The organism is Fibrobacter sp. UWT2 (genome assembly GCF_900142545.1).
Taxonomy (GTDB): Bacteria; Fibrobacterota; Fibrobacteria; order Fibrobacterales; family Fibrobacteraceae; genus Fibrobacter.
On the sequence record NZ_FRBF01000013.1, the window covers coordinates 64,359 to 91,057 of the forward strand.

Here is a 26,699-nt window from a genome sequence, read left to right on the forward strand (position 1 = left end):
AAACTCCAGGAATAAAAGGCTATTTAATAACTATTTTTGGGACAGGAAAAACAAAGGTATCTTAAAATGCTAAAAAATATTTACAAAGCTTGTTTCATCGCCTTGGCGGGTCTCGTTGGAACGGCCAACTCCCTTGAAATCCGCCCCTTCCACGAATTGCTTTTCCCCACTAAAGTCAATATCAATACAGATCGCGCCGGAAAAACATCTGACAAAAAGATGAATTCCGACATCGAATTCATGGGCGGTTCCGAAGTTTTGTTCACCCCCGAAATTCCTATCCGCTACGGTTTTGGCATTGGCGTTAAATCCGCCCAGCAGAAGGGCGACACCATCATCACGCCGGCAATGCTCCCTCTTTGGGGCGTTATTACCTACGACCCCCTCAAGGGCAAATATCCCGTTTCGCCTTACGTAGTCGCAAGGGCAGGTACCTTGTTGCCGCTGGCCACCAACGGCAACTGGTGGGAAAAGCCGCTTAACTTTAACGTCGCCGGCGGTATCGGCGCCATTTTCCCCTACAATATCGGCTTTGAAGTCGTCTACGACTACACCTCCGTCCTTAAATCCTTCAAGAGCCTCGACACCAAATACCGCGTCTCTTCCGGACGCGTAGCCCTGGTGCTCTCCGTGGGCTTCAATATCGGCGGCAACGATAACGATCAGAAGAAGTCCGAAGAACCCGCTTACGACGCATCCGCCTTCTCGACCGAACCCGCCGAAGAAAAGCAGGAAGCATCCCAGGAAACCTCCAGCTTCGACTATTCCGGTGGCGCATACGATTCCTCTGAATCCGACTCTTCGACCACAAGCGAAACAACCGATTACGGTTACGGCGCTTCCGAAGAAACACCTTCCGAAGACACCACCGCCAGCGAACCTACCGAATCTACGGAACCTGTAGCAGAAGAACCCGCTGCCGAAGAAGCTGCTGCAGAACCGGAAGCTGAACCCGCTGCGGAACCGGAACCCGAACCGGAAGCCGAACCGGCCCCGGAACCGGAACCCAAGCCCGCAGCAAAGAAGTCTTCCAAGAAGTCCAGCAAGAAGGCCTCCAAGAAGTCTTCCAAGAAATCTTCGAAGAAGTCCAGCAAAAAGAGCAAAAAGAAGAAGTAATGCTCACACAAAAATGAAATCGGAATAATTCCAAACGAACTAGGCGCCCTTGGGCGCCTTCATTATTTATATTTATAAAATGAAAGCTTTCATTACCGGTCTTTTGAAGAACCTCGCGCATCCGGGAACTATCGTAGGCCTTGTTGTCGCCCTCGCTATTCCGTTCCTTATTTATCTCGGCCCCAATATCGGCCACAAAGAGACCATCAAGAATTTAGACCTCTACTTGCCTCTGCCCCTTTTCTTGGTGCAGCTGGTCGCCGCCATCGTCCTTTTTGGCCTACTGAATAAAGATTTTAGGGAATGGCTCAAGGGAATTCTCCCCGAAAAGAAGATTTCCCTCTTGATGCTCATCTTCACGGTCATCATCACTATTTTTGCGGCCACCCAAATCGAAGCTCGCCACCGCGTGCAAAGCGACGAAAGCGTATTCATGTCTGTCGCCCAGAACATGTACTACAACCATGAAACGGGCACTTGCAACCAGGGCTTTTTCGAAGACGGCAAGCTGAACTGCGTCGCGACCTCCAACAGTTTCAAGACCAAGGGGCTCGCGTTCCTGTACTTGCTGGGCATGCCTCTCCTGGGCAATGACCTGCACTGGATTTTCCATATGGAGCTATTGATGCTCCCGCTGGCCATGCTCCTGATGTTCCTTGCTATTGTCGCCTGGACTAGGCAGCCGCTCCTCGCTTTCTTTGCAGCGTTGCTCACGGCATTGCAACCCACGGTGCTTTTCCAGTTCCGCGCCATGTCGGTGGAACCTCTCTACATTTTCCTTTCCGCCCTTTCGCTCCTGATTTTCAAGTGGGCATTCGACCGTAACACAGTCAAGCACTGGGCGCTTCTCGCACTTTCGCTGGCATTCTTTGCGCAGACCCGCCAAGAAACCGCCTTCTGCCTGTTCGCTTTCATCTTGTTCGCGCTCCCCAAACTTTTGGACAGCAAGAGCGCCAAGACTCCGGTTTTCTTTGCCACCCTTTCGCTGTTTTCGGTCCCCGCACTTTTGACCATCAGCTACTTCCAAGGATTCGGTTTCCAGGGCGGTGAATTTGAAGCCCACGGCCACTTCTTTGAAGACCTCGCCCGCAACTGGCAAGAAATGACCAAGCCGCTTACCAAGAACGGCGAACTCGAAAATCCCTTCCTGACCTATTTCAACTACCTATTTGCGGCTGGCGCCCTCTACCTATTAGTGCGTGCCATTTGGGGCGCCAAGAAAAAGGATTTCTTCTACCTCAAAGTTCTCGCCTTCCTGCTTCTGTACCATATTCAGACCTACATGATTCTTGAAAACGTCTCTGGCGATTTCAGCATCCAGATTAACCAGCGCTACAGCCTGGTGATGTTGCCTTCCATGGCGTTCGTAGCATCGCTCCCCGTGGTCCACCTGGTAGAAAAGCTGATTGAATCCATAGGCGGACAGAATTCCAAGCAGACCGCCATAACCGTAGTCACGGCCGTTGCTTTAATTTTTACCGGTTGGACTTTCCACTACAAAGAAGACTTCAACAAGAACATCATGTACAACCGTAACCACTTGACCATCGAAGAATACGAAATTCTGAGTTGGCTCAAGGAACAACCTAAAAAGGAAAGGATGTTCATTTACGGTCGCCCATGGCATTTTGTCGGCTACGGAATTTCTTCGATCCATTACGACCGTGCCCGCCAAATGAGTTCAGCCGAGCTCAAGGGACTCGTCGACAAGTACCAAGGCGAAGTCTACTACATTCGCGGTCTCGACTGCTGGGATAGCCACACCTACCACAAAAAGGCCGTGGAACACCGCATCGCCACCACCTGCGACGTGTTTGAACGCGACATGGATCTGGAAGGCGTCAAGAACATCCTGATAACTAACAACTACTGGGTACAAATCGCCAAGTTCAACGGCCGCAAGGAATTCAATCCGAAAAACATCATCGCCATAAGCGACCCCGAATTGCAGAGTTTCTCGGAGGATTCCACCAAGCAGTCTCTCTTCTATCGATTCAACTTGAACGAAACCGCCGCTGTAGCAAACCAGTGGGACTACACCATTCTCTTTAACGGAGACACCTTGGCCCACTCCCCCTACGCCAACGGGAGTTTCAGCGGAAGCGTCGCCGAAGACCGCTTGCTGCCCGGCTACAACCAAGTGCAATACATCGTACAGAACCGCGAAAACGGCAAGCTTATGGCCGACATTTCCAAGTTCTACTTCAACAAGGCTACAGGCGCCGTTCCTCTGGTGGAATTCCCCTACGCAAGCCACAAGCAGGCTTGGGGCAAGCTCCATAAGAACACCTCGCTCGAAGGTAACACCTTCAAGGTGGGTGGCAGGTTCTACAGCGAAGGCTTCGGTACGCACGCCTCTTCCGAAACCACCTTCAATCTCGAAGGCAAATTCAAGATTTTCAAAATGGGTTTTGGTCTCGACGAAGAATCCCTCTGCAGCGACGGAGTCCAGTTGCAAATCGTTGCCGACGATGCCGTCCTTTTCGACAGTGGCCGCTTTAGTCTCGGCAAGTTGAAAACTGCCGAAGTCAGCGTCGAAAACAAGCAAACCCTTACCATCAAGACCTATTCTCTTGAAGACATGGACTGCGACCACGTCGATATCATCAACCCCGCGCTTATTCCCTAGGTAGATTATGCTGTTATCTGTAATCATTCCTGTTTATAACGAAGAAGAAATCGTCGCCGAAACCTACCGCGTTCTAGAAGAAGAACTCAAGGAAATCGAACACGAACTCATCTTTGTGAACGACGGTTCCAAGGACAAAACACGCGAAATCGTAGAATCGCTGTTGCCCAGCAACCCGAACAACAAGATTATCAACTTCAGCCGCAATTTCGGTCACCAGGCCGCCTTCAGCGCAGGCCTCGACCACTCTACCGGCGATGCCGTGGTGATCATCGACGGCGACTTGCAAGACCCGCCGAGCCTGATTCACGAAATGCTCGAAAAGTGGCGCGAAGGTTACCAGGTCGTTTACGCCCAGCGTAACAAGCGCAAAGGCGAGACCATTTTCAAGCGCTTTACCGCCTTCTGCTTCTACCGCCTGATCGGCAAACTCACGAGCATCGACATTCCGCCTGACACCGGCGACTTCCGCCTCATGGACCGCTGCGTGGTGAATCAGCTCACGAACCTGCCCGAACGTAGCCGCTTCTTGCGCGGGCTCGTTTGCTGGGTCGGTTTCAAGAAGATTGGCGTCAAGTACGACCGCGACGAACGTACCGCAGGTACCTCCAAGTATCCGCTCAAGAAGATGGTGCGTCTCGCCCTCGACGGCATTACCGGATTCAGTTCCGCACCGCTCAAGATTAGTTTCTACGCTGGTTTGTTTGCAACGATTGTCGGCCTGGCCGTTCTCATTTGGTCCATTCTGGAAAAATTCCTCAGCCCCGCCACGACGGTTCCCGGCTGGGCATCGCTCATGACCGCCATCGTATTCTTCGGCGGCGTGCAGCTGATTTCCATTGGCATTATGGGTGAATACATCGGTCGCATTTACGACGAAGTCAAACAGCGTCCGCTTTACATAGAAGACAAGAAGGAATGAGCAGTGAGCAACGAGCACGGGCCCAAAGGCCCTTTGAGCAATAATAAATGCGGTATGGCCGCCTAACTTAAACCTCAGAGCGAACGAACGTGAGCGAACTCAAACCTCAAAGCGAGCCACGCGAGCGAACTCAAAGCTACGATATGAAGAACAAACTTTTTGTGATGAGTGCCGCTAGCGGCGCAGGCAAGACCACCCTCAAGGATTTGGTCATCAAGGATTTTCCGGACATCAAGTATTCTATTTCGGCAACCACCCGCAAACCGCGCGAAGGCGAAGTCGACGGAGTCCATTATTTCTTCAAGACGAAAGAAGAATTCGAAAAGCTCATCAAGGAAGATGGCTTGATCGAATGGAACGAAGTCCACGGCAATTACTACGGTACGCCCAAGAGCTTTGTCGAGCATACTCTCGCCGAAGGCAACCGCGTGTTGTTCGACCTCGACGTTTTCGGTAAAGTGAATTTTGACAAGGTCTACCCCGACGCTACGGGCATTCTGATTTTGCCGCCGAGCGAAGAAGAACTTGAAAAGCGTCTTCGCGGACGCGGTACCGACAGCGAAGAAGTGATTCAGCTCCGCCTTGCAAACGCCAAGAAAGAAATGGAATTTGCAAAGACAAAGGGCAAGTACGAATACGTCATCATCAACGACGACTTGCAGCGCGCCGCAGAAGAACTCAGAAACATCCTGAAGAAAAAAGACTAAACCTTGATGCTCGCTCTTTTGAGGCGATCATTCAAGGCCATGCCGACGCCGACATTCGGAATCGGGTCTACCAGAATCAAGTCGTACTTGGGATCGTCCAAGTCGTGCATGTAGGCGTACAGCTTGGCTGTCGCCTCTAGCATATTGCCCGATTCCGACAGATTCAACGTCGCAGGAATCACGCCGGGGTGATTGCCGAAGGCAATCCGCACGCAGTGTTCCGGAAGCGTAAAGCCAGCAGGAATTTCACCATAGAGCAGCGGAACCTGCGGGCGGTAGTGCGTATCGCACTGCCCCGGCGCTAGCATAGCTTGCCCCGGCTTAGAGGTAGATTCCTTAATCTTCACGTCACCGATGACTTTTGCAATCATCTCGGGCGTAATCGCACCCGGTCGAAGCACCGTCGGCTCGCCCACTAAAGAGACAATCGTACTTTCTACGCCCACGTTGCAGGGGCCGCCATCGACAATGCCAGCCAAGCCACGGTCGGCCAGCTGTGCCGCGACATGTTCGGCCGTCGTCGGGCTCACATGCTTGAACAAGTTCGCGCTAGGGGCAGCGAGCGGCACGCCCGCCTTCCAGATAATTTCTTGCGCCACCGGGTGCGACGGGAACCTCACCGCTACCGACGGGAGCCCGCTCGTGCACAAATCCGGAATACATTCCTTCTTGGGTAGAATCATGGTCATCGGGCCCGGCCAATAGGCCTTCGCCAACGCATACGCCGCCTCGGGAATATTTTCGGCAATGTCAGCCAACTGCGAAATTTCGCAAATGTGAACAATCAGCGGATCAAAAGTCGGACGTTCCTTGATCGCAAAAATCTGCGCCAGGGCCGACGGCAAATAAGCATTACCCGCAAGGCCGTAAACAGTCTCGGTCGGAATCGCAACCACCTGTCCATCGTGGAGCAGGCGCGCGGCATCGTCAATACTTGTCCAAGGAGGAAATTGCATGATAGACCAAAAATAAAAAAAGGATGGCGCAAGCGCCATCCCTTAATTTCATTTTGCCTTAAGCTAAGCTTCTGCCGGAGCAGCTTCTGCAGCCGGGGCTTCTTCCTTGTCCTTGCGACCAAAGGCAAACACCTTGTCGCAAGCAGTGTTGAAGCGCTGCCAGGTCTTTTCGGAATGTTCGCGAGGCACGGCACCCACTTCCTTCCACAAACGACGCAGGTGCTTCACCTTGTTCATCGAGGCACCGACAGTCTGTTCGTTCAAGTCCGTCAGCAAGTCTTCGGCCTGTTCGCAAAGCAACAGCTTCTTCTGCAAGTTGTTCTGGCGAGCCTGTTCCTGAATGTCGAGCTGGTCGCGGCGGCGAGTAAAGAAGTCATCGCAAGCTTCGCGGAACTTCTTGTACAAGTCCATATCTTCGATACCGCAGAATCCAAGTTCGCGCCATTCCTTCTGGAGTTCGCGAACAGCGTCTGCAAGCTGGTTAGAGCCAGCGCTTTCGGCAAACTGGCGAACCTTATCGATCATCGCGTTCTTCTTTTCCTTAATCACGTCGAGGCCCTGAGCCAAGGTCGAATCAGCGTGAGCGAGGCGTTCAAGAATCTTGTTGTAAACCGTGTTGTAGCGGTTGCTGATGGTTTCAATAGCTTCCTTCGGAACCATGCCGATAGCCTTCCATTCAGCTTCCATTGCCTTGAGTTCGTCAAGCGTACCCTGACCGGCAGCTTCCATGGCTTCCAGCTTTTCGCACAGAGCGTTCTTGGCATCCAGATTCTTCTGCTTCGAAGCATCCATTTCTTCGAAGTGAGCTCGCTTCTTTTCGAAGAAGCTATCGCAAGCGGTACGGAAACGGTTCCAGATTTCGTCGGACTTGCTCTTGGGCACAGGACCCACAGCCTTCCAAGATTCCTGGAGTTGTTTTAATTTGTTCGGAGTAGCGTTCCAGTCGTTGGATTCCTTGAGGGCTTCGGCTTCCATGCAAAGCGCCACCTTCTTTTCGTAGTTGGCTTCGCGGTTTTTGTCTTCGGCCTTCAGGTTTTCCTTGTGCTGTGCATAGTAGGCAGCCGTTGCCGCCTTGAAACGTTCGGTAAGGGCAGCCACGTTTTCCTTGGGCACCATGCCAATGGCCTTCCACTGTTCCTGGATTTCCTGCATGGCCTTGTACTTGTCCTTCCAGAACATTTCCGTGTTCTTGACAAGTTCTTCGATCTTGGCACAAAGGACTTCCTTGGCGGCCAAGTTCTTCTGGCGTTCTGCAGTCATCTCTTCAATGAAGGCGGCGCAGTTTTCCTTGATCTTTTCGTAGTTGCTCTGGAAGTGATCGCGGTATTCCTGCAGCTTGGCGGCAGAGATAGGTCCGATTTCTTTCCAGCGGTTCGTAATATCCTTGAGCTTGGCAAGAACGGCCTGACTACCTTCTTCCTTGGTCAATGCATCCATTTCAAGGAGCAAGTCGTCGCGGTCCTTTTCGTTATGCCAGTTTTCCCACTGCTGCATTTCCTGGAAGCGAGCAGTAGCAGCCTTGTATTCCTGCCACAAGTCATGGTACTTGAACTTGTTTTCGCCCACGATTTCTTTCCACTGCTGGTAGAATTCGCGAACCTTCTTGTTCAAGTCGCGGAAGTCTTCGTTTTCGTCGAGAGCCTTTACCTTTTCGATAATAGCCTTGAGCTTTGCGGAATTTTCTTCGAAGCGCTTCTGGGAATCTTCTTCGTATGCAGAAATCTTGTTAGAGAGCGTATTGCGGAGCGCATTGTAAGACTGCAACATCGGGTCTTCGCCTTCCAACAGCGGAAGCTTTTCCCATTCGCGGACAATGGCGTGCAAATGCTTCTTGGTCATATCGTTAGCGTCGGTATCAGCCAATGCCTTAAGGCGTTCCAGCAGTTCCGGTCGCACCGATTCGTCGGTCGCTTCGGGCACGTCCACGACGACTTCTTTAACCTTGCGCAAATCCTGCACCTTGAAGGTTGCATTGTTGTAGCGCTTGGTCCAAGCGGCATCCATCAGGGACTTGCTTTCGGCACATTCAGCGAGAATGGCATCCACGCGTTCAGCGTTGTCGGCCACCTTGTTTTCAGAAATCAGAGATTCAAGTTCTTCAAGACCGGCGGTCAAAGCGGCAATCTTCGCCTGCTTTTCGGCTTCGGCCTTTTCGGCAGCGATGCGAGCAGCATCCGCTTCATCGCAGAACTTCTTGAAGCTTGCATAAACTTCGTCAATCGTCGCCTGCTTGTCGCCCATGCCAAGCTTAGCGGCTTCTTCCATCAAAGATTCAAACTGAGACTTGACAGAGAGAGGTTCCTTCTGCGCTGCCAAGAAATGAGCTTGCTGTACAAGAGCTTCGCGCTTGCTTGCCAAGAGTTCGGCCGCCTTCTTACCGTTGTCTTCAGCATCTTTTCTTGCGCGGATTCGTTCACTTGCAGCCTTGCGAACTTCGGGCTGTCTGGAGCTCTTTGCGATATCCTGGAGCAAGGAGTCGGAGGTCACCTTGCGTGCAGCCGTCATCGCGATATCTTCGTCCAAGTCGCGGTTAGCGGCAAGGGCCAAGATCGACTGCTTGGTACAAATCTTTACGAGTTCTGCACGAACGAGACCTGCGGTGTTCACACCCTTGAGCAAATCTTCGGCATAGTGCGTATCCTTAACGTCTTGCAGATAAGCGAGATCCTCGGCACTCGGTTGAGCCTCGTTTTTAAGCTTTTTGACCACTTCTTCCAAATAACGAGTCTTAGCGGTACGCTTCACTTCTTCGTCGGAATCGCTTTCCGAAATCTTACGCAAGGTTGAAATGATGTTCAACTTCTTTACGGCAGCAATCCTTACAGAAGCATCGGTATCGGAACTGGCAATGCGATCCAGAACATCCTGGTTGTCCGCACCCAATTCAGCGATAGCTTCCAGTCGCTTTTCGGGGTTGGAATTTTGCCATTTCGGTTTAAAGGCGTCAAATAAGCTCATAGAGATCTCCAATAGTATGGCAACTCCCAAAGGGGAATTACATACTATAATCTAACAAAAAAAGTTTTTTGAAACAAAAAAGATTGTAAAATAGGCGCTTTTTGCGGTATTAACTATCTTTTAGCCCGTGACAAAACGAATCCCAAAACTTATTGCCCCCGAAGAGGTACACCAGAAGCTCAAATCCGAATTGTTAACGGATTTTTGCGAAGTGTACATTCCCATGGCCCCCGATGTATACACCTACGGCGTGCCGGCAGGGGTCACCCTTGTGCGTGGAGACATTGTATGGGTTCAGTTTGCCACCCGTAAAAAGCCGGCCCTCGCCGTGGTTTCCAAAGTCCACCAGGACCGTCCCAAGTTTGACGTGCGCCCCGCTTACCCGCACCAGTCAGGCTATCGTTTTAGCGAACGCTATATGGAGATGCTTGAATGGACGGCACGCTATTATATAAGTACGCCCATGAAGGCGCTGTTCGTGTTCTGGCCTAGCGACTTCGAGAAGTATCTCGCGGCAGTTGCAGTAGACAGTAGACAAGAGACGAAAGACGAGAGAACGGCCCAAAGGGGCCTACAGACGAGAGACGAAATAAATGCTCCGACACTGACGCTAGAACAAACTAACGCGTTCAACACGCTTTGCGAAGAACTGAACAAGACCGGTTTCCGTGGCGTATTGCTTCACGGCGTCACCGGATCGGGCAAGACCCGAGTTTACCAGGAACTCGCCCGCGAAGCCCTCAAGCAAAACAAGAAAGTTTTAATCCTCGTGCCCGAAATCGGGCTTACCCCGCAAACGCTCAAGCGCTTTGAAGATTTTCTGCAAGTCCCGATTGTGGTTTTGCATTCGGCACTTTCTGCCCCCAAGAAGCGCGAAGGCTACGTCTCGATTTTAAAGGGCGACGTACAAGTAGTTCTCGGCACCCGCAGCGCGATTCTTGCGCCGTTTGATTTTGACCTCGTGATTCTCGACGAAGAGCACGACACTTCCTTCAAGCAGCAGGATCCGGCACCGCGCTACCACACCCGCGAAATGGCATTCCATTTGGCGTACAAGTACGGTGCCCTTGTGGTTCTCGGAAGCGCCACACCTTGCCTCGAAACATTCTATAATGCGCTGGCGAAAAATTTAAAGATCGTCACGCTCAAGGAACGTGCCACGCAGGCGCCACTCCCGAAGGTGCAAATCATCGACATGGGCAAGATGCGCCAGCAAAAGGGCATTCTCCTGTCGCCCACGCTGCGCGAAGCGTTGACCGATTGCATCGAGAAGGGCGACCAGGCGATTATCCTCATGAACCGCCGCGGTTTTTCGAAGATGCGCGTGTGCACTGAATGCGGCGAAACACTTTACTGCAAGCACTGCCACATTCCACTCGTATACCACAAGCAATACCGCTCGCTCATGTGCCACTACTGCGCCGCCCTTTACCCGGTGAACACACCGTGTAGCGCCTGCGGCGCCGAAACTTACGAGTTTGTGGGCGGCGCCATCGAAATGCTCGAAGAAGAAATCGCCGAATGGATTCCGAATGCAAAGGTGATTCGCATGGACCGCGACACAACGCAAAATGTGGGTGCCACTGAAAAGATTCTCGATGCGTTCCGCAACCGCGAATACAACATTCTGATTGGAACGCAGATGGTCGCCAAGGGCCACGACTTCCCGGGTGTGCAATTAGTCGGGGTCGTTGGCGCCGATAGCGGGCTTGGCATTCCCGATTTCCGCTCCACCGAAAGGCTTTTCCAACTGCTCAGCCAGACTGCAGGGCGCGCGGGTCGTGCCGGCGGCGAAGGCCAAGTACTTATTCAGACGCTCAAACCGTCTGAGCCCATCATGCAGTTTGCCGTGAACCATGACTTCATCGGCTTCGCGAATAAAGAAATGGAAGACCGGCGCGCCGCCTTCTACCCGCCTTTCTGCAAGCTCGTGGAAATCAGCTGCGGTAGCCGCGACGAAGACTTGTTGCGCCACACCGTCGAACGGCTCGAAGCCCTTCTCCGCGCGAACAAGAATCTCATGGTGCTCGGCCCTGTGGACGCCTTCGTGCCCGTCGTGCAAAACGTACATTGGGCAAAGCTCTACATCAAGACACAAGACCTCGCCCCCGTGCGCAAAGTTCTGCACCCCATAATAAATGCACCCAAGCCCTGGGTGCAAAATGTGGAAATCAAAGTAGAAATTGAATAGGCCTAGAACGGCCCTATCGTAAACGCATAGCCGATACTAAAATAAAAGCCAGGGACATACAGGGCCGGCGACCACACCAATCCTAGTTCAAAAGCCATATAGTTTTCATAGAAAACCGACGTACGCGATTCCAGATACTTCATATCCATATCAAGCGGGATCTTGACCTTTTCGCGCATGCCAACCGCACTTTCTTTTTGGAAATAGTATTCTCCATACACGTTTATGCCTTCGACATGTTTGACCGTCTCGGTATAAGAGGTATCACCCCTGTAATTGGTTATGGGGCGATCTGAACCAGGATAACGATCTATCTCTTTTCCGGCCCACAACAAATCTCCATAACCGGCACCAAAGCCATAGCACCTGGCACTCGTCGGGCTACAATGAACAAGACCCAGGTTCACATCATAGTGACCTCCGAATCCAGCGTAGCCACCCACATACATCGAAGAATCCTTATACCAATTCATATCGTCAATAATGGGGTCGGGATAGTAAGAGAAATTCAAGCCAACTCCACCACTCAACTTGATTGCCCAATTTTTCGAAATACTCCCTACATAGACGGGAGAGTACAAGTTGTCATAATTCGTGAACTCGCCATCAACCAAGTCTTCATCATCGAAATCTTTAAGGTCCTTTCTCGGCACGCTCATCTTTTTGACTCTGACAACTTCTTCGCCTCTATTATTTCTACCGGCGCGGCCCTTATATTCAATCGTCTTGTAACCAGACTTGACATGCAACGAATCCTTTTGCCCGAAAAAACCACTTTCATAGCGCAATTCATGAATCAAGCCATTACCGCTCCAGAACAGGTTTGTCCCATCTACATTGTACTGGAAACGATGTCCTTTAAACGGCATAATCAACAAGCGATACAAATGACCGGTCGAGAATTCAAACAAATAGCGGGCAGAGCGTTCTTCGACTTCTTTTTGCAATTTCGTCAGGCTATCATTTCCTATGGCCTGCGTGCGTTCACGTTGTTGCTTTAGCGCCACTTCTTCAACATACTGGCGGAGCGGAGTCGCCTTAAAAAATCCCGGCGTGTAGACATCTGGATCAAAAAGATCTCCGCACTTGTCTACCCAACGCTTAAAAAGCGTATCCACTTCGGCAACACGCACCGAATCCAGTTCCAGGAAAAGGCTATCCTTGCCCAAAACCGGCTTGAGCATTTTCTGCACCGCATACTGGGGCGCCGAAAACACGTTCAAGCTATCGATACATTCAATGGCATGCGCCTTGAGTGCCTCGTCATCCATCTTTTCGGCAGCAAAAGCCATCGTGCTAAACAAGGCTACGGAAACGGCAAACTTCAAAAGAAACTTCATCTGTTCTCCTTTTGAAGCCAAATATAATAAACAAAGTAAATATTACAGCGGGAACTTCGGATAGTTTTCGCGCACGTACTTGCTCGGGTAGGCGTTAAAATGCCACCATTCGCTGCCGAGCGGGACCCAGCCCGCCCCGCGCATAATCTTGCGGAGCTTATTGCGGTTATCAACTTGCTGTTGCGTCAAGCGACCGCTCTTTAAAGCTTCCGCTTCGCCGACTTCGCCCGCGCAGCGTTCAAAAGAATCAAAGTCCGTGCCCATGTCAAGCAAGTTGCCATCGGCATCGGTAATGCTTAAGTCAAGCGCCAAGCCAAAGTTATGGAGCCCGCCCGTGGCCGGCGAAGACACGTAAGCCGAATAGGGCGTTCCACGAACCGTCTTCCGCAAAGCCTCCTGCGCATACAATGGTCGCGACGCATCAAAAATCACAAGCGTCGAGCCGGGCATTTCGCGTTCCATCATCTTTACGGCCTTGCGGAGTTTCGCCGCAGCATCCTTATGCACAAAGGCGCGCTGCACGCCACAGTATAAATCATGCCCCGTCACGTTCTCGAAGGTCGCGTAACGCAAGTCCATGCGCACCCCCTTCAGGCGGGTAATTTCAACCATATTGGAATCGTTCGTGGCGAATTCAATCCACTTCTTTACCGAAGAGCAATAACGCAGAGGCTTTTCAGGCTTCGGCGGCACAAACAGAGAATCAGTCTCATGCGCGAAACCGAAAACAATCAACAAAAAAAATGCTGCCAATACATTTTTCATTTTCAAAGCCCAAAGGGAGCAACGCGACCGCGCTCACACCACAAAGCGAAGCGGCCTATTAGATTCCCAGCTGCACTTCGACGCCGAATTGCACGTACAAGCCCATACCCTTAGCCATGAAGGGAACTAAGTCGTAGCCGTCGTTGGAATCGTCGTTATTGTCTTGAGTCACCCAGGAACGTTCACGGCCGTTTTCGCTACCCAAGAACTTCAGGGCATCTACATCGAGGTTTGCAAAGATATTGTCCACTTCCACATAGAAACGGGCACTTCTAAAGAAGGCGTTCTTGCCCACCAAATCCAAGTTCACGCGGGCATCGGTACGGAACATATCCGTAAACTCGTTCAAGTCCTTCAGGCGGCGAGAACCATTGGTATGGTACTTGATATCCGAAGGCATGATCTCGTAGTAGTACAGCGGACGGTGCAGGGCTGCATGGTGAGTCACGATCACCGAGATAATAGAGTCCTTGCGCGGGTAGTAACGGAAGTGAGACAAGATGTCCAAGCGGGAGTTGGCTTCCCAAGGCAGAGAGCTGCCGCCATCCAGTTCGTATTCACCGTAGACGGAACTGATGTTCGATGCCATGGAGAAATGGTGAGAAGTCTTCAATTCAACCGTACCCGAAACACCGGCCACCCAAGCGTAGTCAACGGGAGTCACGTCGTTGTACTGGGCATAAGCCTTGGGCATCGGCAAAAGCGGATCCGGATAGTAACGGCCAAAGCCGGAACCCTGAGCTACCAAGTACTTGGAGTTGTAACCCAGGCCAAGCTTGCCGGACACGCCCGATTCCAGACGACCCTTCAGTTCACCATCGTCGTAATAAGGTTTCCAGTCGCTACGGTAGGCGGCATTGGCCACGAGTCTCCAGTAGGCGGTATCGATACGAGAAAGATTCTGGTCGAAGTCGAGAGAAGCTGTCGGAGCGGCCTTGCCGTTTTCCAAGTCAGCAATGGCACCCACAGAAAGAATCCTCTGAGCGAAATCACTCTGCCAATTCATGCGGCTCACGCCCGACCAAACACCGGCATTGATTTCACCCTTTTCGGTACCACCGAAATCCTGGTACTTGCGTTCTACAAGGTGATGTTCATAGAGCAAGGCATTGCTCAACTTGGCGCCCAAGATATGTCCCTTCTGGTTCTTTTCAAGGCCAGCCGTCAAAGTGGTGTGGGTCATGTCGTAGGCATCGATAAATGTCGCTGCATCCTTGGAGTCAGCTGTGCTGCGGAAACCAGTCGTATCGCGGAGCGTGTCACCCAGTTCTTCGCGGACCACGCCTACATGGCCCGAGATACCGTCGCGGGCGTTATATTCGGCGCCCACCACCAAATACTGTTGCTTGCCTTCGATAATGTCGATGGAGTTCACCTGATCGTACGCAGAAGACGTATCCTGGTGAATGCTGTATTCGTCGGAGCTGTACAAGGTACGCAATGCCCAAGTGTTACCGCTGCTGTCGGAACCGTTGAACTGGGCGTACACATCATAAGCGGACAAGTCGAAGGGGTCCGAAGACTTCACATTGCAATTGTCGACGCAGTCACCGTCACGCTTGCGGAATTCGGTAAAGAACTTTTCGCCCAGGTTCTTGAGCATTTCATCGTCAAGCCTGCGGAATGCAAAGCGGAAACTATCCCAGAAAAGCCACGGAGCATCGACTACGACTTCTTGCAGCGTAATGCCGGCCGTCCCCCTGACACCCCATTCGCCCTTGGTCTGTTCGGGAATGTACTGCACCGAAGTCGCAAGTCCCTGACCGATCGGACCTTCGCCGTAATGGTCGTGAATTTCAATTCCACTCAAGATATGCGGATTCACCACCGAGAGGTTTCCGGGGAAGCCTACATCCAGGTGGCGCATGTTCGGAACACGCAACCGACCCAAGTGGTAAGCCACGTCGCCGGCACGAGAACCTTCATAGTAAAGAGCGCTGCTAAAATCTTTCTGGCCCGAAACACCCGGCATCTGGCTCAAATGTTCCGTCACGTCGAAACGCATACCGGCAGCATCTTCCAGCTTATCCAGATTCACCTTACGTTCAAAGCTCCACTGCACCTTGTCACCACCGCCACCAATCACGGTGCTGGTACCCAAGTTACGTACATCGGAGGTGGTCTGCATGGTAACCACCATGTCGTAAAGGTCCGCAAAATCTTGCAGTTCCACCTGCACGCTATCGAAGCCGTCTTTCTTGAACAACAGGATGGCATTTCTAGAATCCACCGTCAGTTCAAAGCGGCCATCGGAATCAGTCTCGCCCAACTTCTTGCCAGACACATAAGTAATCGCCGCGTTCTTGACGGGCAAATCAGTTTCAGATTCCAGCACCACACCCACAATCAAGGTCGGGGTCGCAGCAAATAGGAACGTCGCAAAGAACAGGACAAAAAGGAGCAGGGAACGAATTCTCATGTTTTTTAAAATAGAAAAATGAACCGTAAAAAATCAAACGGCTATTAGCGAGTAACTATATTTATATATAGTATGCTTGATATCTACCTGGTACAGATGAACGTCGCCGCCAACGACAAAGCCAAAAACTTTGCCAAGGTTCTTGAATTGACCGTCCAGATTCATAAAAATCAGGACGATCCCGTTCCCGGCGTAATCATTCTTCCGGAAATGTTTGCCACGGGGTATTTGCCCCTGCACCCCGAAAGCGCTGCCGAAGATTTTTCCACCAAGGACTCCGGCGAAACCGCAAGCTTTTTATACCAGCTCGCATGCAACACCGGCTGCACCGTCATGGGCGCAGGTATCGCAAAGAACAGCGAACCCGGCAAACAGCTGTTGAACCACAGCAGCGTCTATTTGCCCAGCAACCCTCAAGAATACGCCAGCTACGACAAGCGTCAGCCATTCTTTATGGAGCAAGGGAAATTCAGCGCCGGCGCAAAAGTTAATTTATTCAAAATCGCAAACTGGAATACAGCCGCCACCATTTGCTTTGACTTGCGATTCCCCGAACTTTACCGCGACGCCGTAAAGGCGGGAGCAAGACTCATTACCGTTCAAGCCGCCTGGCCCGCCGCAAGAATTGCACATTGGAAAACCCTGTTGCAGGCCCGCGCTATCGAAGACCAGGTTTATATTGCCGCCGTCAACTGCACCGACAACGCCTTGAATGGCGGTAACTCTATGATAGTCAACCCGAAAGGCGATGTTATGGCTATTGCAGGCCAAGAAGAAGGCATCGTTTCTGCCAGAATCGAATCCGCCCCGCAAGAAGAGTACCGCACCCAATTCCCCGTTTTAAAGGGTATTTTAGTGTAATTTTTATCACACTTCCTTCAAAATTTATAAATGAGCCTAATTCACGAACTATCAACAAGTTAGGCCCAATATACCCGAAAATACGAAAATTTTTGCATTATTTTTGACATTGAAATGTCAGAAATATATTGTATCTTTATCGTAAGAAACTAAAACGTCTAAACGTGTGAGGTAACATATGTCGAACACAAGCAGACTCCAATACGCCAAGGCTCTTATCAAAGCCGGCATCACTCGCGAGCTGATTCTCAAGATCACTTCGATTTCGAGCTATCAGTATTCCCAGATCCAAAGGGAACTCGCTGCATAGGGATTCGCAAATTGCGAATGGTGTTAGTCATTTCAGCACAGCCAGCCACCTCCAACGAGGAAAGGCAGGCTGTGCTTTTTAGTTGCTTTCGCGACGGCTCTCTTTTAATGGAAGCCAAAGACGGCAAGAAGCCGGCGCGTTTTTACCTCAAGCCCGGGGACAAGTTTCCTTGGGACCAGTTTCTGCCTAAGTTGCTTGTCAACTGGCAGCTCAGCGACTACAAGGATATTCCCAAAGAATTCAAGCCGCAAAAAAGGATTCCCGACTTTGTGCTAGAAGGATTCCTGAAGGAACCCCTCGAAGCACAACTCAAAATTCTAGCTACGTTAAGAAGCCAAGGGTATTTTCCGCCATTAAAAGCAAAATGATGTGGAATGTGAGACGTGCGATGATTGAATGCATTTCTGACAAGCGTTGGTTCATGGGCAAAGGCCGCAAGGTCCATTCTATCGAAGAATACGATTCCTTCCCGAGCGGAGGCACAAAAGTTTCGATTGTCGAAGTCCGTTTCGAAAAAGACGAATGCGATTATTACGCCGTTATCGAAGACGAGTCCAAAATGGGCGCAGTACTCGCCGAATATTTCGGTCAAAAATTTCCGAAAGAAACATTGCTGCACGCAAAGCCGCTAAACGCCGAACAAAGCAATTCGGCTTTCTACTCCAAGGGAGAATTTTTCTTCAAGCTGTACCGCCGTTTACAAGTCGGCGAACACCCCGAAGCTGAAATTCTCAAGCACCTGAGCAAAAAAAAGGCAGCGGGATTCCCAAAAATCGCCCCGAATTTCTACGGTGATTTCAGCTACACTAAAGATGGCGAAATGCGCACCCTCGGGATTCTCGAGGAACACATTCCCGACGCAGCAAACGCTTGGGAAATTTTCACCGACGCCCAGAATGTCGACGCGGAATTCTACAAGAAAGCAGCATTTGAACTCGGATGCACCACCACCACCATGCACAAGGCGCTCAAGGATTTAGAAGGCACCGCCCCGCAAGCCGAAGAAGTTCCCTACGACAAACTCATCGGACTTTTGAAGGCGAATGGAAAAGAGAATCTGATTCCTCGCGTAGAAAGCATCAGGTCACGGCAAGTCCGGAATGACAATGCGAGCGCCCTCGTACCGCAGCGCATTCACGGAGATTATCACCTGGGCCAGATGCTTTATAAGGACGGCAAGTTCATCGTGCTGGACTTTGAAGGCGAACCGACCCGTACCCTCGAATTCCGCCGTAGGCTCCGCTCCCCCGCCGCCGACATAGCCGGCATGCTCCGCAGCTTCGCCTATGCCAGCGCCGTCCGCGGCGATAAGGAATTCGAGCAAGTCACGGCCGAAGCCTTTTTGCAAGGCTACAGCCGTGAATCCGGCATTTCCGTACCGCAATTAAAAGAAGAGGCCTCGCCCTATGTACTGGGCAAGGCCATCTACGAAGCTTGTTACGAGCTGGAATTCCGACCCGACTGGTTCTGGATTCCGGAGCGCGCGTTAAAAAACGGATTCTAAAGAATCAGCATTCCGTCACCGTAACTGAAGAGCTTCATCCTGTTTTCGACCGCCATCTTGTAGGCTTCGAGAGTGTTTTCGCGGCCATAGAATGCGGACACCAGCAAGATGAGGCTGCTCTTGGGCCAATGGAAATTGGTCAGCAAGCCATCCACAATCTTGTAGCGGTAACCGGGGTAGAAGAACGCATGGGTCACGCCCTTTTGCGGTTTCAGGAAACCGTTCGCATCGGCAATCGTTTCGATGACGCGAGTACTCGTGGTACCCACCGTTACAATGCGACCGCCGTCGCGCTTTGCTTTGTTGATGATATCGGCGTTTTCAGCAGTGAGCTCGTAATGTTCACCGTGCATCTTGTGCTGCGTAAAGTCTTCCACTGAAATATTCTGGAATGTACCCGGACCCACATGCAGCGTGACTTCGGCAACGTAAACGCCCTTCGCCTTCAAGGCTTCGAGCATTTCTTCGCTAAAGTGAAGGCTAGCCGTCGGAGCAGCCACCGCACCCGAATACTTCGCAAAAATCGTCTGGTAAGCCTTCTTGTCGTCCTCGTCATCGGGGCGGTCAATGTAAGGCGGCAGCGGCACATGGCCTTCGCGATTCATCACCGCTTCGAGTTCCACAGGCGTTACAGCAAAGCGCAGCACGCGAGCGCCGTCTTCCTTGATATCTTCGACAACCGTCTTGACGCCGGCAATATCGAGTTCGCGACCAATCTTGAAAGCCTTGCCCGGACGCACCTGCGCCTCGTATCGTGCCGAGCCGTCTTCGGCAGGAATCAGCGCCTGCACCAGAAGCGTTTCGACTTCGCCGCCGTGCATGGTGTGGCCGTACAATCGAGCCGGAATCACCTTAGTGTTATTCACGACCAGGCAATCACCCGGCTTAAAAAGGTCGACAATTTCAGGAGCCTTCAGAATGTGTCGTTCACCACCATCCTTGGGGCAATGCAAAATACGAGTCTTCCCCTTGCCTGCCGTGCGGCTGGCAATCAGTTCCTTGGGAAATTCAAAATTATAGTCAGAAAGATTATGCGATTCCATTTTAGGCATCCATCTCAGCGAGAGCCTTTTTCAGTAACTTCTTCACGCTTTCCTTAAGCGAGGCAGGTTTTAGAATGCGGACATCAGTCGCAACACCCATCAGCCAGGTTTCAAAATCCGGCGTAATGCGCAGCTTCATGTCAACAATCATATTCTTATTCTTGTCATAGCGCTTTGAAATTTCAGGGAAGAAATGCGAACGTTCAAACTGCGTCTGCAACCACTTCGAAGACGCCTTGATTTCCAAAGAAACATCTTCGGGTGTACTCTGGCTTGCATACTTGCCAAAAGCATACTTGTAATGCAACTTGGCATCAAAATTAAACTTAGGAATGGCGTGATTTGTTTCTGTCACACTTTCGATGCGTTCAAAAACATAATTTTTGAAAATTTGGTTTCCCTTTTCATCGATTTCACCAGCCACCAGGTAAAGCGTGTCTACGCGCATAATCACCTTGACCGGATTCACTTCCTTGATAAACTCATCGGCATCCGTATGGCCCTTGCCAGAGGGGCGGTAATGAATCTTGATGGAAAAACCATCATGAATGGCCTTGAGCACGCGATTGACCATGGTATCCTGCAGCCTGTCATCGCTGAAGGGACCGTAATCCAGGACATAATCCGGGTCCGTCGAAATCGCCTCGGGCTTGAAATCTTCGGGATTCGTGGTCTGCATGGTCTTGATGACCTTATCCAGAAGCTTGACCGTCTTGATATCGGGAGCAGAACTCGTCGGCAGATTCTTCTTGATTTTTTCAAGCTGCTTTACGACTTCCTGGTTGAAATTCGCTTCTTTTTCAGTCTGGATAATGTAATAGGTTTCACCATTTTCCTTAAACTTACGAAGACCGCAATTTTCTTCGTTAATCACTTCCAAATGACGGAAAATAGTACGGGGGCCGCAGTTCATAAGGCGAGCCAAGTCATTCACCGTCTGCTTGACTTTCAACTTGCCCTTAATCGCATTGATCTTTTCGTAACCGGTAGCCATTGGCACCTCCTATACAATTCTTAATCTATTTTCAATAGATGTCGTCTTGACATTTTTCAAAACGGTTGCAAACGCCAGCTCTTTCTGCAAAATGGATTGGACTGAGCCTTCCATCAAAAATCTACGGTTATTGCAAGACACCCTAATGTTGGCGCCACGCAAGAAAGTGCTGGTCGAAATTTCTGCTTCTACCTTTTTGCAAAGTTCCACGTTCACGGGTTCATAAACTTCTGTCACCAGCAAAATCAAGTCGCGAACCCCGGGAATTTCTGACAAACGGTTTTCCAAGTCCTTGGGGCGTTCATTCTCGTAACAGCAGGCTTCCAGCTGAACCTTACCCTCTACAACACTAAGCTTACAATCGAACAGGTACGTTCCCGGCGCTTCAATTTGTTCATACACGGACTTTTCAATCTGTGCATCGGTCACAAAAGGCGACACCAGGACGCGAGTAAAGTCGACGCAGCCTCGCACCTTAGGGAGCGCATTCACGCACCGCACCATCGACCGCTGGATCGAGAGATTATCGACAAGGCCGTTCAAGTAAACAATGCCCTGCGCCACTTCGACAGTCACCTTGGAGCACTGATCCGGAAAAACCTGGGCCAGCTTGCCCTGCACAACAGCCATCAACTTTTCGTTGGACACGTTTTGAGCCAAGGGCGGAAGCGTAATAAAGACCAAAGTCTTGTCTTTCAGCAGCACCACCAGCTTATCTTTTTCGCCGTCATTCACAAAGCCTACGGCAACGCCAAACTGGTCGCGGATAGCGTGATAGATATAATCGCCCAAAAGCGTCTGTGCGCTCTGTATGGGCAACAGGCGGTAACCTTCAGGAGATTCTTCATGATCAATGACGACTTTAGGAAGTTCGATTCTTTGATCGGGGCCGCCATCATAATTGACAACAAAAATCTGCTTGTCCGGCGACTGAAAAACGCTCTTGACGATTCCCGGTTTCGGGGTTTCCTTGAAAAAAATCCAGTTGCCCGCCGCTATGCGGTTATAGCCATAAATCTTGGCGTAATCCTGATTGACGAATTCTCGACTGCAAAAAACAAATTCATTCGAGAACGCCACAAACATGGTGCCACAGGCATCGCAGCAGCAAAGCAGAGGAATATGCGGATCCATTCCCCCAAAGGTCGAATAGGCCTCTCGGGCAAAAATGCCGTGTCCCGTCACCTTTTGGCAACGGCGGCAAAAGAGCCTTTGAGAATACAACCTATGAGGAAACTGAGAACGCATTTTCTAGTGTGTCATCCTGAGCTATACGAAACTTAGAACTTTAGTTCTGTAGTTGAGTTAGGTTCTTAGGAGCGAAGTCGATGGATCTACTTCATGAGCGGGAGAGCCACGTCGATGCGGCGGAGCACTTCTTCCTTGCCAATCAGTTCAAACATTTCCCAGAGGCCGGGGCCAGCGGTAACGCCAGACACGGCGAGACGCGGAGCACCGACGAGTTCACCGACCTTGTGGCCACAACGTTCGGCGAGGTCGTAGAAGCCCTTTTCGATGACCGGAGTCTTGAAGTCTTCGATGGAGGCGAGCATGTCGCGCACGAGCGTTGCCACTTCCTTGGAACCTTCACCAAAGTGCTTCTTGGCACCCTTTTCGTCATAGGTCGTCGGAGCCACAAAGAAGTACACGGCCATGTCGGCCAAGTCCTGCACAAAGTGGGCGCGCGGCTTGAGCTGTTTCACGATTTCATCGAGGCGAGCTTCCGGTTCGTTGGAAAGGTCGATGCCCTTGGCAACAAGGCCTTCCTTCATGATTCCCTTGAGCATGCCATCGTCGCACAGGTGAATGTGCTGGCCGTTCATCCACTGGAGTTTCTTTTCGTCGAAGCTGGCAGACTTCGGGTTGATGCGTTCAAGAGTGAAGCTGTCCACCATTTCCTTGATGGTCATAACTTCGCGGTCGTCGCCCGGGTTCCAGCCGAGGAGAGCGAGGTAGTTCACGAGCGTTTCGGGCAGGTAGCCGAGGTCGCGGAAATCACCCACAGAAGCTGCACCCTTGCGCTTGGAAAGCTTACCGCCGTTCTTGTCGAGAATCACCGGCAAGTGGCACCATACGGGCGGCTGCCAGCCGAAAGCCTTGTACAAGAGTTCGTGCTTCGGCGTGGAGCTAATCCATTCGTCGCCGCGGAGCACGTGGGTCGTACCCATCAAGTGGTCATCCACGACGCTTGCAAAGTGGTAGGTCGGATAACCGTCGCGCTTGATGAGCACCAGGTCATCCAAAAGTTCGTTCTGGTAACTGATGTGTCCGCGGATCATGTCATCGAATTCAGTGACGCCCGTTTCCGGAACCTTGAAGCGAATCACGGCCTTTTCGCCGGCGGCAATGCGGGCTTCGGCTTCTTCGCGGCTGATGTTACGGCAATGACGGTCGTAACCGGTCACCGGCACGTGAGACTTTTCCTGTTCGGCACGGACTTCCTGCAGGCGTTCTTCGGAGCAGAAGCAGTAGTATGCGTAGCCAGCATCCAAGAGCTTCTTGATTTCGCGGTGGTAAATGTCCAAGCGTTCGCTCTGGAAATACGGACCGCAGTCGCCTTCGCAGCCCGGACCTTCGTCCCACTGCAGGCCCAACCACTTGAGGTCGCGCATCAAGTCGTGCAATGCAGTTTCGTTGTAACGCTTACGGTCGGTATCTTCGATACGCAGGTAGAACGTACCGCCCATGTGTTTGGCAAAAAAGTAATTGTAGATAGCGGTACGAGCACCGCCCACATGCAGGTAGCCCGTCGGGCTCGGAGCAAAACGCACGCGGACAGGAGACTTAGCGGAGTTGCAATTTTCGCACATAGATTCCTCTTTATAGATTCAATCGGTCCAAACAGAAATTTGTTACGGACCCTGTTTTACATTCCGTGTCAAAAAATAGCAATTTAAAGAGCACCCCTGTTGAATATTTCTATCTTTGAAGCCGTTAATTGAAACAGCCACCTTTTCATGGGAAAATTATGGAAACTCTAAATTCCATCTTAGATACTATTGACGGCTACGTGTGGGGAATCCCGCTCATTGCAGTCATCCTGTTTGTCGGTATCCTGCTTACCAGCCGTCTCGGCGTGCTTCAGGTGACAAACCTCGGTAACGCCCTGCGTTACATGCTCCACAACGAAAAGCACGGCGAAGGCGAAGTTTCAAGCTTTGCAGCCCTTTGCACCGCCCTTGCCGCAACCGTCGGCACGGGTAACATCGTAGGTGTTGCCACCGCTATCGGCACCGGCGGCCCGGGCGCTCTTTTCTGGATGGAAGTCGCCGCTTTCTTCGGCATGGCCACCAAATACGCCGAAGGCCTTCTTGCCGTCAAATACCGTAAGGTAGACACCGACGGTAAAGTGCTGGGCGGTCCGTTCTACTACATCGAAACCGGCATCAATGAACGTTTCGGACTCAACTTTAAGTGGCTCGCCGTTCTGTTCGCCGTCTTTGGTGTGCTCGCCGGGCTTCTCGGCATCGGCACCATCACGCAGGTCAACGGCATTACGTCGGCAGTTGCAACCGTGTTCCCCTCTGGCGAATTCGTCAACATCGGCGGAAACTCCGTTTCTATCTCTACCGCAATCGCAGGCCTTTTCTGCGCAGGCTTTACCGCCATGGTGATTATCGGCGGCCTTAAGCGCATCGCCAAGGTTTCGCTCTACATTGTGCCGATCATGGCTATCTTCTACATTCTATTCTGCTTGCTGATTCTCGGTTTCAACTTCTCCAAGATTTCGGGCGCCATCGAAATGATTATCCGCGCCGCGTTCAACCCGAGCGCTGTAACCGGCGGTGTGGTTGGTACGATTTTCATTGCCATGCAGAAGGGTATTGCCCGCGGCATTTTCAGTAACGAAGCAGGCCTCGGTTCTGCCCCGATTGCCGCCGCAGCCGCAAAGACCAAGGAACCTGTTCGCCAGGGTCTCGTTTGCATGACCGGCACCTTTATCGACACCATCATTATTTGCTCCATGACGGGCCTTGCCATTGTGGTAACGGGCGCATGGACTCCGGAACTCGGTCTTCAGGGCGTAAACATTACTATGGAAGCCTTCACCCGCGGTCTCGAAAACCTGCCCGCAGGCGCAAGCGTAGCCCCCTTCATTCTGACCACGGCTCTGGTGTTCTTTGCCTTCACGACGATTCTTGGCTGGGCCTACTATTCTGAACGCTGCCTGGAATACCTCGTGGGCCGCGGCAAGAAAGGCGCCATCCTCACCTTCCGTTGGCTGTATGTGGCCGCCGTCTTTATTGGCCCGTACCTCACGGTGAGCGCCGTGTGGACCAGCGCCGACATCTTTAACGGCCTCATGGCATTCCCGAACTTGATCGCGCTGATTCTGCTTTCTGGCATTGTCGCTCGAGAGACCAGGATTTTCTTGGACAAGCTCCACAACGGTAAAGTCGGCGACTAAATTTGGGAGGTTAGAGGAGATCATGAAGAAGTTTCTGATTAAACCAATCATTGCAACCATTGCAATCGCACTATTCGCCTGTAGTGGCGAAGGAACCGCCTCGTCTCCAGAAAACGAGACCTCTGAGACGGCATCATCCTCTTCCGGCAACAAGTCCAGTTCTTCAAATAAGGGCTCGTCGTCCTCGGAGAATTCAAAAGGCAACTCTTCGGATTCACAAGGCAAGAGTTCCTCTAGCGGGAAATCAACATCAGGTTCATCCTCTTCGACAACATCCTCTAGCTCTACGACATCATCGACGTCTGAATTTTCGTACATCATCGAAAACAGCGGAATGCACTTGAATCTAATGTCGATGAAGCTTTTAGACAAGCGTGACTGGCAAACCTACGATATAGAACTCAGGTCCGACAGTACATTGCACATGATTCAGCCTCTCAACTACGAGACTCCGGATAGTCGCTGCTACAATGATCTTCCTGAAAATTGCAAGCGCTACGGTCGTCTTTACACCTGGCTTGACGTTACCCAAACTAAAAATTTTAGCTGCATCGCGACCGAAAAAATCTGCCCTCAAGGATGGACAATTTCGCCAGATGGCACCAAAGGATATTACGGCGGATATTTTGAACACGGTGAAAATTACAGAGGCGTCGGCAAGGTTCAACTATACTGGGGAACACATCCCCTGTCTACAATGGTTGTCGACAAGAACTGCGACGAGAACATAGAATACAAAAAATTCTGCAAGGACTCTAGCGACTGCAATTTTGACAGTTATTACTGGTACACTGACGCCCTATACGTTCATTGCTATTATCCGCAAAAAATGAAGATTCCCGACAGCATAAAAGTTCAATCAACCTATACTGTCCCCGAGTACACCATAGTCGACATCTCCAAAGAATATTCAGGTGAATATGGTGAAATCATTGATGAACGCGACGGAAACATTTACAAGACCGTAAAAATCGGCACCCAAACTTGGATGGCCGAAAATTTACGATTCGCCATTGACAGCAGTTGGTGTTACGACAGAACCTGTGACGGGAACGAATACCTCGGTCGCTACTACAGATGGGAACAGGCAATTGGGCAATCCGGGTACCCCTCTAAAGACACCTTGCAATGGCCTATTCAAGGAGTTTGTCCCAAGGACTGGCACATTCCCACTTTTGAAGAATGGGAAACCCTGTTTAGCTACATTCTTGAACAAACCAACGGTCTTTTTATTTCCAAGGCTCTCATGACAACCCAAAGCTGGGGTTCCGTAAAACAAGCCGGTTACAACACCTTCGGATTCAATCTGATGCCCTCTGGTTATTTGTATCATTACTATAGTTCCGGTATTCTTGGCGGAAAATCCTATGGCGGTGCCGCAGCCAACGTGATGCTCATGATAGCAGACCGTTCAGATTCCACCGTCTATGTAGAACCCCCTAGAGAAGAATCTGAACCCTATTACTACAAAGCTTCATCAAGCACTCGCGACTACCCCAACATACGTTGCGTTTTAGGCAAAGGAAATTACGGGGTTTATCCGCAGCAAAGTGAAGAAGACGAAGGAAACTAAAGT

20 protein-coding genes are annotated in these 26,699 nt (G+C 51.1%); 11 read left to right on the forward strand and 9 right to left on the reverse strand.

Annotated elements, in window-relative coordinates; all coding sequences use genetic code 11:
- Window positions 1-66: 66 nt before the first annotated feature.
- The 4 genes from BUA40_RS14580 (at window position 67) to gmk (ending at window position 5,374) form a co-directional block, all read left to right on the forward strand.
- Window positions 67-1,116, forward strand: a complete 1,050-nt coding sequence (locus BUA40_RS14580) for a hypothetical protein (protein WP_072800503.1) — start codon at window positions 67-69, stop codon at window positions 1,114-1,116.
- A gap of 79 nt (window positions 1,117-1,195) precedes the next feature.
- Window positions 1,196-3,745 (forward strand): NPCBM/NEW2 domain-containing protein, encoded by a 2,550-nt coding sequence (locus BUA40_RS10035; RefSeq protein WP_072800547.1) that lies wholly within the window; start codon window positions 1,196-1,198, stop codon window positions 3,743-3,745.
- A gap of 7 nt (window positions 3,746-3,752) precedes the next feature.
- Entirely contained in the window at window positions 3,753-4,667 is a 915-nt protein-coding gene (locus tag BUA40_RS10040; RefSeq protein ID WP_072800504.1) for a glycosyltransferase family 2 protein, read from the forward strand.
- Window positions 4,668-4,810: 143 nt separating this feature from the next.
- Window positions 4,811-5,374 carry a guanylate kinase gene (gene gmk, locus BUA40_RS10045; protein ID WP_072800505.1) on the forward strand — a complete coding sequence of 188 codons (564 nt, stop codon included), beginning with the start codon at window positions 4,811-4,813 and terminating at the stop codon, window positions 5,372-5,374.
- Here gmk and BUA40_RS10050 read toward each other — a convergent pair.
- A complete protein-coding gene (locus BUA40_RS10050) occupies window positions 5,371-6,330 on the reverse strand; it encodes an L-threonylcarbamoyladenylate synthase (RefSeq protein WP_255369281.1) in 960 nt (319 codons plus the stop codon). The genes gmk and BUA40_RS10050 overlap by 4 nt on opposite strands.
- 63 nt (window positions 6,331-6,393) lie before the next feature.
- Window positions 6,394-9,288: a DUF349 domain-containing protein gene (locus BUA40_RS10055; RefSeq protein ID WP_072800507.1), complete on the reverse strand. Its 2,895-nt coding sequence runs from the start codon at window positions 9,286-9,288 to the stop codon at window positions 6,394-6,396.
- Window positions 9,289-9,415: 127 nt separating this feature from the next.
- On the opposite strand from BUA40_RS10055, the gene priA reads away from it, so the two are divergent.
- Window positions 9,416-11,479, forward strand: a complete 2,064-nt coding sequence (priA, locus tag BUA40_RS10060; protein ID WP_072800508.1) for a replication restart helicase PriA — start codon at window positions 9,416-9,418, stop codon at window positions 11,477-11,479.
- Window positions 11,480-11,481: 2 nt separating this feature from the next.
- Here the strand turns inward: priA and BUA40_RS10065 are convergent, their stop codons facing one another.
- The 3 genes from BUA40_RS10065 to BUA40_RS10075 are packed head-to-tail and all read right to left on the reverse strand — an operon-like array spanning window position 11,482 to window position 16,003.
- A complete protein-coding gene (locus tag BUA40_RS10065) occupies window positions 11,482-12,819 on the reverse strand; it encodes a hypothetical protein (protein ID WP_072800509.1) in 1,338 nt (445 codons plus the stop codon).
- Between the two features lie 42 nt (window positions 12,820-12,861).
- Window positions 12,862-13,584: a M15 family metallopeptidase gene (locus BUA40_RS10070; protein WP_143149766.1), complete on the reverse strand. Its 723-nt coding sequence runs from the start codon at window positions 13,582-13,584 to the stop codon at window positions 12,862-12,864.
- Between the two features lie 58 nt (window positions 13,585-13,642).
- The gene (locus BUA40_RS10075; RefSeq protein ID WP_072800510.1) at window positions 13,643-16,003 is read right to left on the reverse strand and encodes a peptidase associated/transthyretin-like domain-containing protein; all 2,361 of its coding nucleotides are present in this window, start codon (window positions 16,001-16,003) and stop codon (window positions 13,643-13,645) included.
- A gap of 72 nt (window positions 16,004-16,075) precedes the next feature.
- Between BUA40_RS10075 and BUA40_RS10080 the strand changes: the two genes are divergently transcribed.
- From BUA40_RS10080 to BUA40_RS10090, 4 genes are all read left to right on the forward strand, one after another.
- The gene (locus BUA40_RS10080) at window positions 16,076-16,864 is read left to right on the forward strand and encodes a nitrilase-related carbon-nitrogen hydrolase (RefSeq protein WP_072800511.1); all 789 of its coding nucleotides are present in this window, start codon (window positions 16,076-16,078) and stop codon (window positions 16,862-16,864) included.
- A 178-nt stretch (window positions 16,865-17,042) separates the two neighbouring features.
- Complete coding sequence (locus tag BUA40_RS14805; protein WP_255369282.1) at window positions 17,043-17,174, forward strand: hypothetical protein; 132 nt, start codon at window positions 17,043-17,045, stop codon at window positions 17,172-17,174.
- Between the two features lie 17 nt (window positions 17,175-17,191).
- On the forward strand, window positions 17,192-17,542 hold the full coding sequence (locus tag BUA40_RS10085; protein WP_072800514.1) for a hypothetical protein: 351 nt from the start codon (window positions 17,192-17,194) through the stop codon (window positions 17,540-17,542).
- A gap of 20 nt (window positions 17,543-17,562) precedes the next feature.
- Window positions 17,563-18,678 (forward strand): phosphotransferase, encoded by a 1,116-nt coding sequence (locus BUA40_RS10090; protein ID WP_072800551.1) that lies wholly within the window; start codon window positions 17,563-17,565, stop codon window positions 18,676-18,678.
- Here the strand turns inward: BUA40_RS10090 and queA are convergent.
- From queA to gltX, 4 genes are all read right to left on the reverse strand, one after another.
- Window positions 18,675-19,721 (reverse strand): tRNA preQ1(34) S-adenosylmethionine ribosyltransferase-isomerase QueA, encoded by a 1,047-nt coding sequence (gene queA / locus BUA40_RS10095; protein ID WP_072800515.1) that lies wholly within the window; start codon window positions 19,719-19,721, stop codon window positions 18,675-18,677. The two genes, BUA40_RS10090 and queA, sit on opposite strands and share 4 nt — an antisense overlap.
- 1 nt (window position 19,722) lies before the next feature.
- A complete protein-coding gene (locus BUA40_RS10100; protein WP_072800517.1) occupies window positions 19,723-20,715 on the reverse strand; it encodes a helix-turn-helix transcriptional regulator in 993 nt (330 codons plus the stop codon).
- 9 nt (window positions 20,716-20,724) lie between these two features.
- A complete protein-coding gene (locus BUA40_RS10105; protein WP_178299601.1) occupies window positions 20,725-21,849 on the reverse strand; it encodes a BON domain-containing protein in 1,125 nt (374 codons plus the stop codon).
- A 200-nt stretch (window positions 21,850-22,049) separates the two neighbouring features.
- Window positions 22,050-23,525, reverse strand: a complete 1,476-nt coding sequence (gltX, locus tag BUA40_RS10110) for a glutamate--tRNA ligase (protein ID WP_072800520.1) — start codon at window positions 23,523-23,525, stop codon at window positions 22,050-22,052.
- 158 nt (window positions 23,526-23,683) lie between these two features.
- On the opposite strand from gltX, the gene BUA40_RS10115 reads away from it, so the two are divergent.
- On the forward strand, window positions 23,684-25,123 hold the full coding sequence (locus tag BUA40_RS10115; protein WP_072800521.1) for an alanine/glycine:cation symporter family protein: 1,440 nt from the start codon (window positions 23,684-23,686) through the stop codon (window positions 25,121-25,123).
- Window positions 25,124-25,145: 22 nt separating this feature from the next.
- The gene (locus tag BUA40_RS10120) at window positions 25,146-26,696 is read left to right on the forward strand and encodes an FISUMP domain-containing protein (protein WP_083585362.1); all 1,551 of its coding nucleotides are present in this window, start codon (window positions 25,146-25,148) and stop codon (window positions 26,694-26,696) included.
- Window positions 26,697-26,699: the final 3 nt, after the last annotated feature.

Coding starts and splice junctions, on each gene's coding strand:
- BUA40_RS10120 (WP_083585362.1), top strand. CDS start 25,146: ATGAAGAAGTTTCTGATTAAACCAATCATTGCAACCATTGCAATCGCA.
- BUA40_RS10105 (WP_178299601.1), bottom strand. CDS start 21,849: ATGGATCCGCATATTCCTCTGCTTTGCTGCTGCGATGCCTGTGGCACC.
- BUA40_RS10115 (WP_072800521.1), top strand. CDS start 23,684: ATGGAAACTCTAAATTCCATCTTAGATACTATTGACGGCTACGTGTGG.
- BUA40_RS10100 (WP_072800517.1), bottom strand. CDS start 20,715: ATGGCTACCGGTTACGAAAAGATCAATGCGATTAAGGGCAAGTTGAAA.
- queA (WP_072800515.1), bottom strand. CDS start 19,721: ATGGAATCGCATAATCTTTCTGACTATAATTTTGAATTTCCCAAGGAA.
- BUA40_RS10040 (WP_072800504.1), top strand. CDS start 3,753: ATGCTGTTATCTGTAATCATTCCTGTTTATAACGAAGAAGAAATCGTC.
- BUA40_RS10075 (WP_072800510.1), bottom strand. CDS start 16,003: ATGAGAATTCGTTCCCTGCTCCTTTTTGTCCTGTTCTTTGCGACGTTC.
- gmk (WP_072800505.1), top strand. CDS start 4,811: ATGAAGAACAAACTTTTTGTGATGAGTGCCGCTAGCGGCGCAGGCAAG.
- gltX (WP_072800520.1), bottom strand. CDS start 23,525: ATGTGCGAAAATTGCAACTCCGCTAAGTCTCCTGTCCGCGTGCGTTTT.
- BUA40_RS10085 (WP_072800514.1), top strand. CDS start 17,192: ATGGTGTTAGTCATTTCAGCACAGCCAGCCACCTCCAACGAGGAAAGG.
- BUA40_RS10050 (WP_255369281.1), bottom strand. CDS start 6,330: ATGCAATTTCCTCCTTGGACAAGTATTGACGATGCCGCGCGCCTGCTC.
- BUA40_RS10090 (WP_072800551.1), top strand. CDS start 17,563: ATGATTGAATGCATTTCTGACAAGCGTTGGTTCATGGGCAAAGGCCGC.
- BUA40_RS10065 (WP_072800509.1), bottom strand. CDS start 12,819: ATGAAGTTTCTTTTGAAGTTTGCCGTTTCCGTAGCCTTGTTTAGCACG.
- BUA40_RS14805 (WP_255369282.1), top strand. CDS start 17,043: ATGTCGAACACAAGCAGACTCCAATACGCCAAGGCTCTTATCAAAGCC.
- BUA40_RS10070 (WP_143149766.1), bottom strand. CDS start 13,584: ATGAAAAATGTATTGGCAGCATTTTTTTTGTTGATTGTTTTCGGTTTC.
- BUA40_RS10055 (WP_072800507.1), bottom strand. CDS start 9,288: ATGAGCTTATTTGACGCCTTTAAACCGAAATGGCAAAATTCCAACCCC.
- BUA40_RS10080 (WP_072800511.1), top strand. CDS start 16,076: ATGCTTGATATCTACCTGGTACAGATGAACGTCGCCGCCAACGACAAA.
- BUA40_RS14580 (WP_072800503.1), top strand. CDS start 67: ATGCTAAAAAATATTTACAAAGCTTGTTTCATCGCCTTGGCGGGTCTC.
- BUA40_RS10035 (WP_072800547.1), top strand. CDS start 1,196: ATGAAAGCTTTCATTACCGGTCTTTTGAAGAACCTCGCGCATCCGGGA.